The organism is Pseudomonas sp. S44 (assembly GCF_016624805.1).
In the GTDB taxonomy this organism is placed as follows: Bacteria; Pseudomonadota; Gammaproteobacteria; order Pseudomonadales; family Pseudomonadaceae; genus Aquipseudomonas; species Aquipseudomonas machongensis.
On record NZ_JACVTY010000015.1, the window covers coordinates 19,108 to 34,196 of the forward strand.

At 60.9% G+C, this 15,089-nt stretch carries 22 protein-coding genes and 1 tRNA gene; 13 read left to right on the plus strand and 10 right to left on the minus strand.

The window, feature by feature from the left end; translation table 11 throughout:
* Positions 1 to 40: 40 nt before the first annotated feature.
* Positions 41 to 400 carry a hypothetical protein gene (locus tag IAE40_RS13120; protein WP_054892086.1) on the minus strand — a complete coding sequence of 120 codons (360 nt, stop codon included), beginning with the start codon at positions 398 to 400 and terminating at the stop codon, positions 41 to 43.
* A 163-nt stretch (positions 401 to 563) separates the two neighbouring features.
* Between IAE40_RS13120 and IAE40_RS13125 the strand changes: the two genes are divergently transcribed.
* The 7 genes from IAE40_RS13125 (at position 564) to csrA (ending at position 5,274) form a co-directional block, all read left to right on the plus strand.
* Positions 564 to 866 carry a DUF1883 domain-containing protein gene (locus tag IAE40_RS13125; protein WP_153774856.1) on the plus strand — a complete coding sequence of 101 codons (303 nt, stop codon included), beginning with the start codon at positions 564 to 566 and terminating at the stop codon, positions 864 to 866.
* Positions 867 to 874: 8 nt separating this feature from the next.
* Positions 875 to 1,045 (plus strand): hypothetical protein, encoded by a 171-nt coding sequence (locus IAE40_RS13130; protein WP_172964765.1) that lies wholly within the window; start codon positions 875 to 877, stop codon positions 1,043 to 1,045.
* A gap of 167 nt (positions 1,046 to 1,212) precedes the next feature.
* Positions 1,213 to 1,971, plus strand: a complete 759-nt coding sequence (modA, locus tag IAE40_RS13135) for a molybdate ABC transporter substrate-binding protein (protein WP_200603310.1) — start codon at positions 1,213 to 1,215, stop codon at positions 1,969 to 1,971.
* Positions 1,971 to 2,651, plus strand: coding sequence for a molybdate ABC transporter permease subunit (gene modB / locus IAE40_RS13140; RefSeq protein WP_063545336.1), 681 nt, complete (start codon positions 1,971 to 1,973; stop codon positions 2,649 to 2,651). The genes modA and modB overlap by 1 nt, the downstream gene beginning before the upstream one ends.
* Position 2,652: 1 nt before the next feature.
* Positions 2,653 to 3,744, plus strand: coding sequence for a molybdenum ABC transporter ATP-binding protein (modC, locus tag IAE40_RS13145; RefSeq protein ID WP_153774858.1), 1,092 nt, complete (start codon positions 2,653 to 2,655; stop codon positions 3,742 to 3,744).
* Between the two features lie 54 nt (positions 3,745 to 3,798).
* Positions 3,799 to 4,812 (plus strand): DNA topoisomerase IB, encoded by a 1,014-nt coding sequence (locus IAE40_RS13150; protein WP_197891252.1) that lies wholly within the window; start codon positions 3,799 to 3,801, stop codon positions 4,810 to 4,812.
* 264 nt (positions 4,813 to 5,076) lie between these two features.
* Positions 5,077 to 5,274 (plus strand): carbon storage regulator CsrA, encoded by a 198-nt coding sequence (gene csrA / locus IAE40_RS13155; protein ID WP_054892092.1) that lies wholly within the window; start codon positions 5,077 to 5,079, stop codon positions 5,272 to 5,274.
* A gap of 71 nt (positions 5,275 to 5,345) precedes the next feature.
* Here the strand turns inward: csrA and IAE40_RS13160 are convergent, their stop codons facing one another.
* From IAE40_RS13160 to IAE40_RS13170, 3 genes are read right to left on the minus strand one after another with little or no spacing between them, the layout of a single operon-like run.
* On the minus strand, positions 5,346 to 5,705 hold the full coding sequence (locus IAE40_RS13160) for a response regulator (protein ID WP_065862479.1): 360 nt from the start codon (positions 5,703 to 5,705) through the stop codon (positions 5,346 to 5,348).
* A 12-nt stretch (positions 5,706 to 5,717) separates the two neighbouring features.
* On the minus strand, positions 5,718 to 7,163 hold the full coding sequence (locus tag IAE40_RS13165; RefSeq protein ID WP_063545338.1) for an ATPase domain-containing protein: 1,446 nt from the start codon (positions 7,161 to 7,163) through the stop codon (positions 5,718 to 5,720).
* A gap of 22 nt (positions 7,164 to 7,185) precedes the next feature.
* Positions 7,186 to 8,334: a two-component system sensor histidine kinase NtrB gene (locus IAE40_RS13170; RefSeq protein WP_200603311.1), complete on the minus strand. Its 1,149-nt coding sequence runs from the start codon at positions 8,332 to 8,334 to the stop codon at positions 7,186 to 7,188.
* A gap of 136 nt (positions 8,335 to 8,470) precedes the next feature.
* Here IAE40_RS13170 and IAE40_RS13175 point away from each other — a divergent pair, with 136 nt between their 5' ends.
* From IAE40_RS13175 to IAE40_RS13185, 3 genes are all read left to right on the plus strand, one after another.
* Positions 8,471 to 8,683 (plus strand): hypothetical protein, encoded by a 213-nt coding sequence (locus tag IAE40_RS13175; RefSeq protein ID WP_197891244.1) that lies wholly within the window; start codon positions 8,471 to 8,473, stop codon positions 8,681 to 8,683.
* A gap of 106 nt (positions 8,684 to 8,789) precedes the next feature.
* A tRNA-Leu gene (locus IAE40_RS13180) sits at positions 8,790 to 8,874 on the plus strand.
* A 104-nt stretch (positions 8,875 to 8,978) separates the two neighbouring features.
* Entirely contained in the window at positions 8,979 to 9,392 is a 414-nt protein-coding gene (locus tag IAE40_RS13185) for a DoxX family protein (protein WP_054892097.1), read from the plus strand.
* Between the two features lies 1 nt (position 9,393).
* Here the strand turns inward: IAE40_RS13185 and IAE40_RS13190 are convergent, their stop codons facing one another.
* Entirely contained in the window at positions 9,394 to 9,588 is a 195-nt protein-coding gene (locus IAE40_RS13190; protein WP_054892098.1) for a hypothetical protein, read from the minus strand.
* Positions 9,589 to 9,700: 112 nt separating this feature from the next.
* A complete protein-coding gene (locus IAE40_RS13195) occupies positions 9,701 to 9,838 on the minus strand; it encodes a hypothetical protein (RefSeq protein WP_153774860.1) in 138 nt (45 codons plus the stop codon).
* Between IAE40_RS13195 and IAE40_RS13200 the strand changes: the two genes are divergently transcribed.
* Both IAE40_RS13200 and IAE40_RS13205 read left to right on the plus strand, forming a co-directional pair.
* Entirely contained in the window at positions 9,825 to 10,499 is a 675-nt protein-coding gene (locus IAE40_RS13200; protein WP_151926200.1) for a polysaccharide lyase family 7 protein, read from the plus strand. The genes IAE40_RS13195 and IAE40_RS13200 overlap by 14 nt on opposite strands.
* A 74-nt stretch (positions 10,500 to 10,573) precedes the next feature.
* Entirely contained in the window at positions 10,574 to 10,753 is a 180-nt protein-coding gene (locus IAE40_RS13205; protein WP_153774861.1) for a DUF2388 domain-containing protein, read from the plus strand.
* Positions 10,754 to 10,760: 7 nt separating this feature from the next.
* On the opposite strand, the gene IAE40_RS13210 is transcribed toward IAE40_RS13205, so the two are convergent.
* Together IAE40_RS13210 and IAE40_RS13215 are read right to left on the minus strand one after the other, a co-directional pair.
* Complete coding sequence (locus IAE40_RS13210) at positions 10,761 to 11,630, minus strand: AraC family transcriptional regulator (protein ID WP_065862473.1); 870 nt, start codon at positions 11,628 to 11,630, stop codon at positions 10,761 to 10,763.
* A 231-nt stretch (positions 11,631 to 11,861) separates the two neighbouring features.
* Positions 11,862 to 12,155, minus strand: a complete 294-nt coding sequence (locus IAE40_RS13215) for a hypothetical protein (RefSeq protein ID WP_153774862.1) — start codon at positions 12,153 to 12,155, stop codon at positions 11,862 to 11,864.
* 324 nt (positions 12,156 to 12,479) lie between these two features.
* On the opposite strand from IAE40_RS13215, the gene IAE40_RS13220 reads away from it, so the two are divergent.
* Complete coding sequence (locus tag IAE40_RS13220; RefSeq protein ID WP_153774863.1) at positions 12,480 to 13,262, plus strand: EAL domain-containing protein; 783 nt, start codon at positions 12,480 to 12,482, stop codon at positions 13,260 to 13,262.
* A 1,095-nt stretch (positions 13,263 to 14,357) separates the two neighbouring features.
* Here IAE40_RS13220 and IAE40_RS13225 read toward each other — a convergent pair.
* Together IAE40_RS13225 and IAE40_RS25730 are read right to left on the minus strand one after the other, a co-directional pair.
* The gene (locus IAE40_RS13225; protein WP_200603312.1) at positions 14,358 to 14,681 is read right to left on the minus strand and encodes a hypothetical protein; all 324 of its coding nucleotides are present in this window, start codon (positions 14,679 to 14,681) and stop codon (positions 14,358 to 14,360) included.
* Positions 14,681 to 14,974, minus strand: coding sequence for a hypothetical protein (locus tag IAE40_RS25730; RefSeq protein WP_234465136.1), 294 nt, complete (start codon positions 14,972 to 14,974; stop codon positions 14,681 to 14,683). The genes IAE40_RS13225 and IAE40_RS25730 overlap by 1 nt, the downstream gene beginning before the upstream one ends.
* Positions 14,975 to 15,089: the final 115 nt, after the last annotated feature.

Here is a 15,089-nt window from a genome sequence, read left to right on the forward strand (position 1 = left end):
GTATTGAGCGGGCGTCTAACGACGTATTGCTTGCGCTGGATCAAGAACCGGAGATGCACTGGGTCGCTGCGGAGCGCACATCACCCAGACGCAGAGGGAAGTTGTTCAAGCGTTCATGCAGCTTGATGGCACTGCCACTGCCACGCTTGTCGACATCGACAAGCGCTGCCGGGCCGACACCGGCACTGAGTTTCTGCGGCACGATCAGGCGCAGGCCATCGCCACGCGCCTCTTCCACCAGCGGATCACGGCTGTCGCCCAGCTTCTGCTTGACACAATCGGCATACTCACGCGGCGTCTTGCCGGAGATCACATCCAGCGTCTCTCGCGACTGCTCCAGCTCCGAGACGCTGACGCAACCACCCAGTACCAGCGTCGCCGCCGCCATCACCCACTTCATCCGTTGCACCTCTGCCAATCAAAGAAATCGTTCGACAACGTCCGGGCGGTTTTGCTCCCTGCTTTGGCAGATTTCTCCCTGGCCCGGCCGTGCAGCCCGCCAGTGTACCCTGACATCGTGGTATCTTGGGCATTTGCAGAATCCCAACCTCGCGGAGCCCCACATGAAATTCGTCCACCAGCGCGAGCACCTCAACGAGGACGACATCGTCGTTATCGAGTGCTCCCAGCGCTGCAACATCCGCCTGATGAACGACGCCAACTTCCGCAGCTTCAAGAACGGCGGTCGCCACACTTACCACGGCGGCCTGTTCGACCGCTTCCCGGCGAAAATCACCGTCCCCAGCACCGGTTTCTGGAACATCACGCTCGATACCGTGACCGCCCGCCCGATCTCGGTGACGCGCAAGCCGACCTTCACCCACAAGATCAAGATCATCCGTCGCTCGTCGTCGAAACTCGGATAAGCCCTGCCATGACCCAGAACCTCAAATACGTGATCAAGTACAAGCTCGACGGCCAGCGCCGCTGGGACTTTGCCGTGATGCCCGATGCCTCTCAGGAACAAGCCCTGGAAGCGTTGCGCAAGATCCACGGCGAAGACGCCGAGAAAATCAGCGACATTCAGGTCAGCAAGGCGTTGTAATCCAACAGCCACAGCGCTCAGGGCGTGCCCGCCGCCCTGGGTGCCTGCACCGCCGATACAGGCCTGGTGCCCCGATAGCACCCTGCCATGATTTCACCTCTTCCCGGCGAACGGCTTATCGCTATATATTTCGCAATATAACGATAACCCTCCGAGGAGCCCGTTTCATGCGTATTCGCCTGTCCCACCTGGCCGCCAGCGCCCTGGCCAGCCTGATTTCCCTCAATAGCGCCTGGGCCGATGAAGTTCAGGTGGCCGTGGCGGCCAACTTTACCGCGCCGATCCAGGCGATCGCCAAGGACTTCGAGAAAGACACCGGACACAAGCTGGTCGCAGCCTTTGGCGCCACCGGACAGTTCTACGCGCAGATCAAGAACGGCGCGCCGTTCGAAGTGTTCCTCGCCGCCGACGACAGCACCCCTGCCAAACTTGAGCAGGAAAAGGAAATCGTCGAAGGCTCGCGCTTCACCTACGCCATCGGCACCCTCGCCCTGTGGTCCGCCAAGCCTGGTTATGTCGACGACAAGGGAGAGGTGTTGAAGAAGAACGACTTCAAGCACCTGTCCATCGCCAACCCCAAGGCCGCGCCCTACGGCCTGGCCGCTACCCAGGTGCTGGACAAACTCAAGCTGACCGAAGCCACCAAGGGCAAGATCGTGGAAGGGCAGAACATCACTCAGGCCTTCCAGTTCGTCTCCACCGGCAACGCCGAACTGGGCTTCGTCGCCCTGTCGCAGATCTACAAGGATGGCAAGGTCGAAAACGGTTCGGCGTGGATCGTCCCGTCCACCCTGCACGACCCGATTCGCCAGGACGCGGTGATTCTCAACAAAGCCAAGGATAATCCGGCGGCCAAGGCCTTGGTCGAGTACCTCAAGGGTCCGAAAGCCGCTGCGGTGATCAAGTCCTACGGCTATGAAATCTGATGCCACTCGACGCCAGTGACCTGGGGGCGATCTGGCTGACCGTCAAACTGGCCAGCCTGACCACACTGATCCTGCTGGTGGTGGGCACGCCCATCGCCTGGTGGCTGGCACGCACGCGCTCATGGCTGCGCGGGCCCGTCGGGGCAGTCGTGGCACTGCCCCTGGTGCTGCCACCGACAGTGATCGGTTTCTACCTGCTGATCGCGCTCGGCCCCCACGGCTGGCTTGGTCAGGCTACACAGGCGCTGGGCCTAGGCACCGTGGTGTTCAGCTTTACCGGGCTGGTGATCGGCTCGGTGGTGTACTCCATGCCGTTCGTGGTCCAGCCCCTGCAGAACGCCTTCAGCGCCATCGGCCAGCGCCCGCTGGAAGTGGCCGCAACGCTGCGGGCAAGTCCGTGGGACACCTTCATCCACGTGGTGCTGCCGCTGGCCAGGCCGGGCTTCATCACTGCCAGCATCCTCGGCTTTGCCCATACCGTCGGCGAGTTCGGTGTGGTACTGATGATCGGTGGCAACATCCCCGACAAGACCCGCGTGGTTTCGGTGCAGATCTTCGATCACGTCGAAGCCATGGCCTATTCGCAAGCGCACTGGCTGGCCGGTGCGATGCTGGTGTTCTCCTTCCTGGTGCTGCTGATGCTCTATGCCGGCCGCCGTGGCAAGGCTGGCTGGAGCTGAGATGAGTTCACGCATGCACGCACGCCTGAAACTGGCGCGCGACGACTTCACCCTGGATGTCGACCTCGACCTGCCGGGCCGCGGGATCAGCGCCCTGTTCGGTCATTCGGGCTCAGGCAAGACTTCCTGCCTGCGCTGCCTGGCCGGCCTGGAACGCGCCAGCGAAGCCTACATCGAGATCAATGGCGAGGTGTGGGAAGACAGTCGCCACGGCACTTTCCTCGCCCCGCATCGACGCCCGGTGGGTTATGTGTTCCAGGAGGCCAGCCTGTTTGCGCACCTCTCGGTGCGCGGCAATCTGGAATTCGGCTGGCGGCGGGTCTCAGCCGGCGAACGCAAGGTCGGACTGGACCAGGCCTGCCAGTTGCTGGGGATCGGGCACTTGCTCGAACGCAAGCCCATCACCCTCTCCGGCGGCGAAGCGCAGCGTGTCGGTATCGCCCGCGCCCTGCTCAGCAGCCCCCGGCTGCTGCTGATGGATGAGCCCCTGGCCGCCCTGGACGGCCCGCGCAAGCGCGAGATCCTGCCCTACCTCGAACGCCTGCACGACGAGCTCGACATCCCTGTGGTGTACGTCAGCCACTCCCAGGACGAGGTCGCACGCCTGGCCGATCATCTGGTACTGCTGGAGCAGGGCAAGGTCATGGCCAGCGGCCCGATCGGCCAGACGCTCGCGCGCCTCGACCTCTCGCTGGCGCAGAGCGAGGAAGCGGGTGTGGTGCTCGAAGGTGTGGTGATCGGCCACCAACCCGACTATGGACTGTTCGACCTGCGCTTGCCGGGCAGCGACGGTGCGCTGCTGCGCATCGCCCATCCCGACCTGCATGTCGGCAGCACCCTGCGCCTCAAGGTACACGCCCGCGATGTCAGCCTGACCCTCGCCCACGACGGCGCCTCGAGCATCCTCAACCGTTTGCCGGTGACCGTGCGTGAATGTCGCCCGGCCGAAAACCCGGCGCACGTGCTGGTCAGCCTCGACGCTGCCGGCAGCGCCTTGCTCGCGCGCATCACCCGGTACTCGGCAGACCAGCTCGGGCTGCAGCCGGGCCAGATGCTGTGGGCGCAGATCAAGTCGGTGGCGCTGTTGGCCTGAGCAACTCAGGCACTGTCGTTGTCCACAGATGACAACTGGTCGATGGACTGCGCCATGCCCGAGATCACCCTGCCCCGCACCCTGCACTATGTCGACGACACCCAGCCAGGCCTGAGCCGACGCCTTTGGCGTGGGCGCTTCATCTACCTCAGCCCTGATGGGGTGCGGGTGCGCGACACGGATACGCTGGCGCGTATCGCGGCGCTAGTCATCCCGCCCGCCTATACCGATGTGTGGATCTGCCTCGACCCACAAGGCCACCTGCAAGCCACCGGTCGCGATGCCCGTGGGCGCAAGCAGTACCGCTACCACAGCGAGTGGCGCACGTTACGCGACGAGCACAAGTACGGGCGCATGCTGGCCTTTGCGCAAGCGTTGCCAAGGCTGCGCCAGCACCTGGACCAGCACCTGGCACGCCCCGGGATGGACCGGGAAAAGGTCATGGCACTGGTGGTCAGCCTGCTCGACAACACGCTGATCCGCATCGGCAACCGTCAATACCTGCGCGACAACCAGTCCTACGGACTGACCACCCTGCGCAACCGACATGTCGAGGTCAGGGGCAGCACCATTCGCTTCCAGTTTCGCGGCAAGCGCGGCGTCGAGCACAGCATCACCGTGCGCGACCGGCGCCTGGCGCAACTGCTCAAGCGCTGCATGGAGCTGCCTGGCCAGGAACTCTTCCAGTACCTGGACGAGGACGGCCAGCGCCATCGCATCGGCTCCAGTGACATCAACCTGTTCCTCCAGCAACTGACCGGTGCCGACTTCACCGCCAAGGACTACCGCACCTGGGGCGGCAGCGCCCTGGCCCTGAGCCTGCTGCGTCCGCTGGCCTGGCAGCCTGAGGCCGAGGCCAGGCGCCAGGTTGCGGCCATCGTCCGCGAGGTTGCCACGCGTCTGGGCAACACACCGGCGGTGTGCCGACGCTGCTACATCCACCCAGCGCTGCTCGAGCACTTCCACCTGGGCCGCCTGGCCGAACTTCCGCGAGTGCGGGCACGCAAAGGCCTGGAGCAGGAAGAGGTGGCCCTGCTGCGTTTTCTGCAGGCACTCGAAGCGCTGTGAAGTTTCATTGACCAGAGCTATTTACGACATAAAGCAGAGAAATTTCCCATATTCGCTCCGGCCCCCTATCCTTGCCACCGAGCACCTTCGCCGATTGATCTGACCCGGTTGATTTCGGCACCTGCAACTGAAGACCGCCAACAGATTTTGTTCGCTCAGGAATTAATATCTTCCGAAAGCGTCTTTAATGAGAAGGAAGAGGGACAGGCTCCCACCGCTGCGGCACATGGCCCCACGGATTTCTACATCACCAAGGAGAACTACATGCTGATACTCACCCGCAAGGTTGGCGAAAGCATCGTCATCAACGATGACATCAAAGTCACCATTCTGGGCGTCAAGGGGATGCAAGTGAGGATCGGCATCGATGCGCCCAAGGATGTCCAGGTCCATCGTGAAGAGATTTTCAAGCGCATCCAGGCCGGCAACCCCGCTCCGGAGAAAGCCGACGACCAATACTGACCACCCTTCGCCTCAAGCCGCACGGACGCGCTTGATCGCACGGCACGTCCCCGCGGGATCCCGCCTGCGGCTCAGGGACTCAACAGTTCGCGGACCTTGGCGATCATGCGGTCCATGTCGAACGGTTTGTCGAACACCGCGCTGAACAGTTCCGGCAGCCTGTGCCCCTCGTAGGCTTGTGCGCCGCTCATGAGAATGACCGGCAGATCGGGCAGCTGCAGCTCATTGCGAATCGCCCTGACCAGCTCCTCGCCATTGAGCACCGGCATCATGTAGTCGGTGATCACCAGGTCCACCCGCTTCTCCCTCAGGGCCTCGAGCGCCTTGCGCCCATTGCTGGCCTTTTCTACCAGAAAACCCTCATCCTCCAGGGCGAATCCGAGGATGTCGGCGATCAGGTATTCATCATCGACGATCAGGATGCTGTTCATTGCCAGGTACCGTCAGCGGTCCCCCTGGGGTACGGCCGTGCCCGACAGCACACCGCTGGCCCCCGCGAATGCGTTGCGCAGGGTAATGCCATCGGCGCCGATAGCCAGCTCGTGGAGTGCCGGATCATAGTGGCTGTCACGGACCTTGAGAATCGACAACACACGCCGCAGCTGCGACTCCAGTTCGACGAAACGCATCAGGAACAGGTTGTCGACGATGCTCGACAGGTCCGGTGCCGGTGACGTGATTTCCGAGCCGAACAGGTCGCGCATCTCCCAGGTCAGCATCACACTGACACCCCGTGCGCGCAGCTCGCCGGTCAGGGCTCGGAAGAAACCGTTGAGCCGCGCCTGATCGAAAGCGAGTCGAGCGAAGGCGCCCAGGCTGTCAATCACCACACGCCTCGCCCCCAACGCCTGTACCTGCGCGAGCAAGCGTGCGCCAACCTGATCGAGCAAGCCCTCGGTGGTCGGTTGCCAGCTGAGCTGCAAGGCCCCCTGGCGTTCCATTTCGGCAAAGTCGTAGCCCAGCGAGGCAGCCTTCAACCTCAGGCGAGCAGGCGGCTCGTAGAAACCAAAATGCAGCGCCGGCGCCTCAGGCGTAGCCGCTGCAAGAAAGCCGAGCCCAAGGGATGACTTGCCCGCTCCCGACGGCCCCATGAGCAGGCTCACCGACCCTTCGGCCAGACCACCATCGAGCATCCCGTCCAACGCTTTCACACCCGTGGTGATACGCACCAAGGTGTCAGAACCCAGGTTGCTCGGGTGGCTGTACAACGCCTCCAGGCGCGGATAGACCTGCAGCCCTGCCTCGTTGATCAGGCATTCATGAACCCCCGACAGTGCACCGCTGCCTCGGGTTTTGCGCAACTGTATATGACGCACTGCGCGGCTGCCCTCGAGCTGTTCACCCAACTCGATGACGCCATCGACCATGGTGTGCTCCGGGCTGCCCTCATCGAGGCGAGCACTGGTCAACAGCAACACGGTGCAGCCGGCAAATGCCGCGTGCCCTTGCAGTTCGGCGACGAATTTCTTGGTATCGAGACTGGTTTCGGCCCGCGCCCGAGCATTGAGCAGGCCATCGACGATCAACAAGCTGGCCTGCTGCCTGGCGATCTCCTGGCGCAACAGACGCACCACAGCTTCCAGCCCTTCGTCCTGCAACGTATCGAAGGCACTGACGAACTGGATCTGGTCGCCCACCAGCGTCTGATCGAAGAACTCCAGGGTCGAGAGGTACTTGAACAGGCGCTCATGGGACTCGCTGAGCAGCGTCGCCACCAGCACCCGCCCGCCGTCACGCACATGGCCGCAGGCCAACTGGTTGGCGAGGATGGTCTTGCCCGCCCCGGGCGGCCCCTGGACAATGTACGAGGATCCGGCTACCAGGCCGCCCTTGAGCAGCGCATCCAGGCCCTCGATACCGGTCGCCAGTCGCTTGAGTGTTTCTACCATGACGTACTGTCCACCTCGTGTCTCAGGGTTCGGGCACTTTCGATGAAACCGGCAGGTAAAGGCTCATGCGCGTGCCCTCACCGACCGAACTTGCTACGCAGATCGCACCATTGCTCTGCTTGGCAAAACCATAGACCTGACTCAACCCCAGCCCGGTTCCCTTACCAAAAGCCTTGGTGGTGAAAAAAGGCTCGAAGATTCGCGGCAGCACCTGCGCATCGATCCCGTGGCCGCTGTCCTGCACATCGAAACGCAGGAAGCGCCCGTGCAGCGCCTCTACCTCACCCGCCAGTTCAACGACTGTCACGTCCAGGCCGATCGTCCCCTTGCCGCTGATGGCATCACGGGCATTGAACAGCAGGTTGAGCAAGACCATCTGCAACTGCCCGGCATCCACCTCGATCGTCGGCACCTCTGGCGCCACCTGCGCGATGAGGTCGATGCCGTCAGGCAAGGCGTGCTCCACCAGGCTGCGGGTGGACGCAACCAACTCGTCAGGGGAGATGGTGCTGACGTTCAGTTGCCGGTGGCGAGCGAAGCTGAGCAACTGGCCTGTCAATTGCGAGCCACGCTGTCCGGCCTCGAGAATATGTTCGAGCAGGCGCTCTATCCGCTGCGGATCGCCACTGGCACGCGCCAGGCGCGCCGAGCTGAGGATGATGGTCAGCAGGTTGTTGAAGTCATGGGCCAGGCCACCAGTCAGCTGCCCCAAGGCCTCGAGCTTCTGCGCCTGGAACAGCTGCGCTCGCATCGTGTCGAGCTGCAACGCCGACTCACGTCGATCCGTGATATCGCGCGTCACCTTGGCCAAGCCGATGATCTCGCCATGCTCATCACGCACCACATCCAGCGCCGCCAGGGCCCAGAACTGCGTACCGTCCTTGCGCACTCGCCAACCTTCGTCCTGCGCCACGCCCTGCTCCAGCGCCTGGCGCAGCAGGCGTGCCGGGCGACCGTCGGCGCAATCCTGTGGCGTGAAGAACAACGAGAAATGCCGACCGATCACCTCGTCGGCACAATGGCCCTTGATCCGCTCGGCCCCTGGGTTCCAGGACACGACGTGACCGGTCGGATCGAGCATGTAGATGGCGTAATCCACCACCGCCTGCACCAGCTGTTCGTAGCGATTGGCAGTCATGAGCGGCGGGGCGGGACGATCGGTCGAAACCATGCGGGCTCCACGAGCACGACAAGAGGAACTGTAGAAGAGCTTAGTGCACGGCATCAGTGTCCGATATATGGCGCAATGACAGCAAGCCGGGGATTACCCTATAGTACCCCAGCCCCTCACCCGTCATGGAACCTATATGGCCATCAATTTCCGTCTGCTGGGCCTGCAGGACGACCTGCGCCACACCGCCCGGCAGATCGACCACCTGTGCCAGGCACTCGATGGCCATACCCGTTTTCTGCGACACTCGGTGCATCAGGACGATGCCACCGCCATGGGCGAACAGGTGCAGGACCTTCGCCACAGCGCTGAAGACATGCGCGAAATCGCCCAGCTGATCCGGCCCTGAACCCGCAGCGCGGTTGACTCACCTATAACGATGGGTTATAAAGCGCGCTTGATTGTATGGCCCTTCAGCATTGAAGCGTGCCGGTCCCGGTGACCCGGTCAAGTGTGCGAGTGTGGTGGAATTGGTATACACAGCAGACTTAAAATCTGTCGGCGCAAGCCTTGTGGGTTCGAGTCCCACCACTCGCACCATATTCCTCGTCAAAGGCGCCTGAACAGGCGCCTTTTTCGTTCGTGCAGCAAAGGCTTGCGCACCTGCTAGAGTGGATGCTTACACTGTCCACCGGAGCACAGACATGCGCTACACCCTCTTCGACGGTCAACGCGATGCCATCATCCTTCTGGCGCGCATCCTCTTGATGATCCTCTTCGTCCTCTCTGGCTGGAGCAAACTCACCGGCTTCGAAGGCACCGTGGGCTATCTCGGATCCCTGGGCGCCCCAGCCCCGACGGTCGCGGCGGCGGTCGCAGTGATCATGGAGTTCTTCGTAGCCATCCTCCTGATACTCGGTTTCTACACCCGACCACTGGCTTTGCTGTTCGCCCTGTTCGTGCTCGGCACGGCGCTGATCGGCCACCCGTTCTGGAACATGGTCGAGCCTGCGCGCGCAGCCAACATGACCCAGTTCTTCAAGAACATGAGCATCATCGGCGGGCTGCTGCTATTGGCTGTGACAGGCGCCGGACGCTTCTCGCTGGACCGGCGCTGACTCAGTCGTCAGGGTGGTCATGCCAGGCGGGATGGTCTTGCTCGTCATCGTCGAGATCATCCTGTAGCGCCTCGTCTTCCTCGATCTCATCCTCGGCGCCCTGGGCATCGGCCTCAGGGTCGAAGTCCTCGTAGAGAAATTCGTGATCGAGCAAGTGATCGTGCTCAGGTTCGGGGAGATCGTCTTCTTCGTGCATCGCGCAGCTCCGTGTTGGGGGGCCTGTATAGGCTTATCGGAAGTCGCGGTCAATCATTGAACCGGGTTAACGCTCGCTTAACTGCGCAAGCCGTAATCTTGCGCTGCTCCCTTCAGAACGTCTTGCCCGCCGCCATGGCGGGCTTTTTTTGCCGCTCATGGATCAGCTGAAACTTGCGCCGCTCCTCCAGGTTCGCACTAGGTGTAGGACCTGTCTTTTTTGCAAGGAGAACAGCAATGGCCGTGAACATGGAAAACCTCATCATCACCACGCCCGTACCCAAGTCACCCAGCAATCCGGTGGCGCTGGAACTGACCGGGGCCCAGGCCCTGGCCACCCTCACCCAGGTAATCGCCCGCCTCAGCGACGGCTCGATCCGCATGAGCGCTCCGACCCGCGGCGCTTCGAGCAAGAGCACCCACCGCACCCGCTGCGAGTGGAAGGAAGCACGCTATTGGTCCCTGACCAGCGCTACCCGCCACAGCAATCATCAGCGCATGACCCTGGAAAAGGTCAATTCGGCGCAAAAAGTGGTGATTTCGCAGATGCACGTCAAGGACGACGACAGCCCCGTGATCAAGGTGTTCTGGAACAAGGGCAAGATCACCCTGGGGTTTCGCCAGGACTTCAACCAGCTCACGCCGCTGAGTAGCAACGTACTGACCGACGTGCCGCTGAACACCCCGTTCGAGATCAGCATCGAAGTCACCAGCGCCGGTGCGGCAACGGTCAGCGCCACCTGCAACGGCCGTACGGGCAGCACTGGCGTCCTGCAGATGGCCCAGAGCTGGAACGTCCGCGCCTTCAATTTCCATGGCGGCGTGTATAACCAGGTGGACTACAGCGACTCCACCGCCGCCGAAGACGGCTCGGTGTGCGTGATCAGCCGACTCGAACTCAGCCACATCTAGAAACAGTCTGTCGACATGCCTTTCACGAAATGCTGACATTCACAGGGGCATAGTGACCAGGCTTCGATACGTTCTTGAACCCGCCCAATGGCGGGTTTTTCTTTTTCTGCGTCGACGCACTCGCCTTCATCGGCTCCGACGGCGCCATTCGCGGAGCTCGCTTCGAACAGGCATGCCATGAATACCGCGCCAGCGCCACACCCCCCTTCATGAGCGACCGACAACTGGCGCTGGCGATCACCGCCACCTATTGATCAGCGCTCAACGCAGGGGGATGTAGATATCCGTCTGCCATTGCTCGAGCGGCGTCTGCGGATACACGCTCAAGTATTCGAAGTACAGCGGATGGTCGCGCAGTTCCTCACCACTGCCCGGCAACCAGTCGCGATAGACCGGATAGATCGTCTCGCCAATGGCATGCGGCGAGCCGACATGACGCACCACCGCACAACGCCCGGCAGGGATGATGAGCTCTCGCACCGCTTCGTCATCAGGCACCAGCGGCTGATTGATCTCGCCACAGATGGCAAAGCGAAAATCCTGCGCTGGTGTGGTGTCGGGGTTGCCGTAAGGGATGCCGAATGTGCGACTGCTCTCCACCGGCGACTGGCCCGTGCGCTTGCGCCAATCGATGAAGCGCCCGACGGTCTGGTCCAACAATGCCGGTGCACCATGGTGCTCCAGCGCTACAACCTTGACCTCGACAAAGTCCACGATCCTGACTTGCATGACGATACTCCTGGAAAAATGAGGAATGGCAAATACCGCATTCCACAGCTGCCAGCTCGGCGCCTGGCGAAAGGTGCTCGGCGACATGCCAAAGGCCCGGCGAAAAGCACGACTGAACGCCTCGGGGCTTTCGAAGCCGGCGTCCAACGCAGCGTCCAGTACCGAATGGCTGTCATCCCCCGCCAGTCGTTGACCAGCCCGACGCAGTCGCATCAGCTGCACGTATCGCGCGACGGGCACGCCGACATACGCAGTGAACTGCCGATGGAAGTGAAAGGTCGAGAAGTTCGCGATCTCGCTCAGGGTGTTCACCGACAGGTCACCCTCGAGATTGGCCTGGATATGGGTGAGCACCGCTTCGAAGCGCTTGGCGTAGATCGCGTTGGGAGGTGTGCAGGACATCGGTGGCAAGGCCCAGTGGTTGCGGTGAGGCAAGGATCGTCGATGCTCGGAAAGCGTACCTAGCCGGGTTTGCTCAATGCATCCGGCGGTGAGCACCCAACCACGCCGGGCATGGCTAGCAATGCGAGCAGTATTTCATGTATCCCCCTTTGAGAGAGCACTGTGGGGGCGTAGTGTCGCCAGATGCAAAAAGCCCAGCGCGGAGCTGGGCTTCGTGGTTAACCTCAAGGGTCATGCCCTGGCTGCAATCTTCCTGGGCACACCCTCCATCGCAATCCTCCTGGCGCGTCCCACACCCCATGCAAGAGCGCGGGTCATCGACTCTCCAGGACGTTCATCGTAGGCCTCTTCAAGAAGCCTGGCGCCTGAAGACGAGTAAACGCCGATGAAAAGCTGCGTGCCCCCTATTCGAGACAGCCTCGCCTGAACATCGATCACGGTTCCGTCATCCAGCGCCTCTACGTGATCGCGGTGATGCAGGGTCGGGTCGGCCCAGCCCCAAAACACCTCTCCTCTGATAATCATGCCGGCCTCCTTCGACATACGCGTTAATGTAAGTGACGTACCCACATTAGCGCTGCCTCCGGCGACATTCATAAAATTGGCGTCAAAATCCGTCGCAGTCTGACAGGCGGCCCTGAATCTTGTACGCCAGCGAAGACCATGTACAAGAAACAGGTTTCTAGCCCACAAATAAACTCCCGAAGGTCGACGCCGTTAGAACACAGTTCGCCCTAACGCCAGCTCACGGCAGACTGCCCCTGAGCCAAGGCGAGTGGGTACAAATTGGAACTTGTTGTGGATTCAAGCGTTCTCAACAGTCGTACTCACGCACCTCGGCGATAACCCATGAGCAAGCCCGTCTTCCCCCAGCCCTTTCTAGCGATTGGCTGCTCCCAATGTCGCGACCTTGCGAGCCTGGGTTTCGACATTACGATGGCCTTCCAGCCCATCATTCACGTTCCTTCAGGTAGGCCGTATGGCTATGAAGCATTGGTTCGCGGTCCAAGCGGTGAAAGCGCTGCGCAAATCCTGGCCAAGGTGTCGCCCGATAATCTGTACCGTTTCGATCAGGCCTGTCGAGTGAAGGCCATCGAGCAAGCGGCAGCACTAGGACTGGGACGGCATGCGGACTGTAAATTGAGCATCAACTTTCTGCCCAACGCCGTCTACCGTGCCAGTACCTGTATCCGAGCTACCCTGGAAGCCACCCGGACATTCGACTTCCCTGCCAATCAGCTCATGTTCGAAGTGACCGAGGGTGAGCGGATCGACGATACCGAGCACTTGAAAGCAATCTTCAAGGAATACGGCCGACAGGGCTTCACCACTGCGATAGATGATTTCGGCTCGGGTTACTCAGGCTTGAACCTCCTCGCAGAATTTCAGCCAGACGTACTGAAGCTGGATATGGCACTCACGCGGAGAATCAGCCAGGATCCGGTTCGGCAAGCCATCGTCGCGGGTATCGTTCTGGTAGCCGAACGGCTAGGCATTACACTGATCGCCGAGGGGATTGAGACAGATGCAGAGTGCCAAGCATTGGCAGCATTGGGGATTGATTTGATGCAAGGATTTCTGTTCGCTCGACCACAGGTAAATGCATTGCCATTGGTCGAACGACTTTCTTAGTTTGACCTGCTTGTAGCAGAAGGCATTCAGCGCAGCCCAACCCCGAGCCTTCGAGGCTCGACGGTTGGTAATGCCATCTAGCGGACCTGAGAGAGCGGGATGCGACAGCTAACGGCCTTCACCTGAATGCGGCTCGGCCGAAAGCAGCAGCCTGAAAGCTGTGCGTGTCAATCATGCTCAGCCGTTCTGACTCTGCACGTACTGTTCGACCATTACCTTTCCTTCGATAACTGCTTCAAACGGGGAGGAGAATGGTCGATTCACACGCATGGTGCGCGCCGTAGCGCCTGGTCTCCCTACTTCAACCAGCATCCCGGTGGGAAAATCAAGGCTAGCCTCCCACAGCACGTAGATAGATGCCTGGTACCCAAGGTAGGTGTGCTCGTACAGGTTATGGCTTATGGACTGAAGGCTCATCATTTTCTCCAATTGTGCGCCTCAAATGCGCCTCCGATGGAGATACGACTGATGTCTTTTCAAGAGCGTTCCGTTTTCCAGCATCCTTATCTGGAAGTACGTGAAGGCCTGCGTCCAGAGGGTTTAACTTCAAGGCCGGTAGGCGCAGGCGGAAAGCTCTCGGTGATCCAGTCCAGGGCGCGCTGCCGCCCCCATGCCATGGCCGCAGTCATGGTCTGACGCAATCTCCCTCCCTCACAACCTTTTTCAACTGCCGCGATATGGCCTTCTGTTGCGGGTCCGGTGTAGCGCATGCTCCATGCCTTTTGTTTCGGAACTCTTGGCTTTTCGGACCCATAAAGAAAAACCCCGCAGACGTTAATCTGCGGGGCTTTCGAATGGTGGAGGCCGAGGTCGGAATCGAACCGGCGTAGACGGATTTGCAATCCGCGATGCATTTCCTTTGATTTCAATACCTTACGAGATTTCAATTTCCGCACCGGCCTGATTCTAGATGGCCTGCGGCCCTTTAAAATCAAGGGGTCTGTATCGAGTTGCGGAACTGATTTTGATCCCTCGTCAGCGGTTTTCAAGACCGTTATACAAACCAAGGCGTGGCATGGACTGCAAGCCGAAATCAATTCCAAAACTAGGAAGAAACGGCACGCCTACAAGCCGCATACTGTAAGGGTCGCCGTTTCAGTTTTGGAACCGATTTTTCCGTATCTCCCGGCCGTCCTGGCCAATAACGATCCGTCCTGGTTCGTCCGCCTCCCACTCAGCTTTCGATTCAAATCTGAAGATCCCCAGCACCCAGGCTTCTTCATGCTCAAGCAGAGCCCACTGACGCGCCGACTCTACGAACTCGAGCATGTCAGAGAGCTCGCCCGCGCTCACCTCTTTCCGCCTGCGCGCCGCAAATGCCATCTCACGGAGCACTGCAGCGCGCCCGTCAGGGTCAGTGACAAGCTCGCTCTGGTCGCCAAGCTCATCAAGCCATGCCCGAGGAAGACCGATAGCCATCATTCGGACCTGCACCACCACGATTGCGCATAGAGCACGCCATCCACCTCCTCAACACCCGTGACGTTCATTCCGCCTTGGGCCATACCGGTCACGCGCGCGTCGTGTAGCCGCGGGATAACGTCGGGGCCTGGGGTTGGGTTGAACACCCAGGCGCCCAGGCACTGCCGACCGAGCACGGTACTGTGTCCGTACTCGATGTGAACGTCAGCCCGCAGCGGCTGGATTTTCGTGAGCTGTCCACTGGGGATCGCAACGCCGCGTACTCTGCGGCGAACAAGGAGGAAATACATACGGCACCAACACTGTATATCGATACAGTATTTGAGCACTGCATGCGCAGCCAGCGCCAGTACCGCCTGGCGGGCGATGCTTCGTGCTCTAGCAAGAGGGCGGGAAATGTGCGGA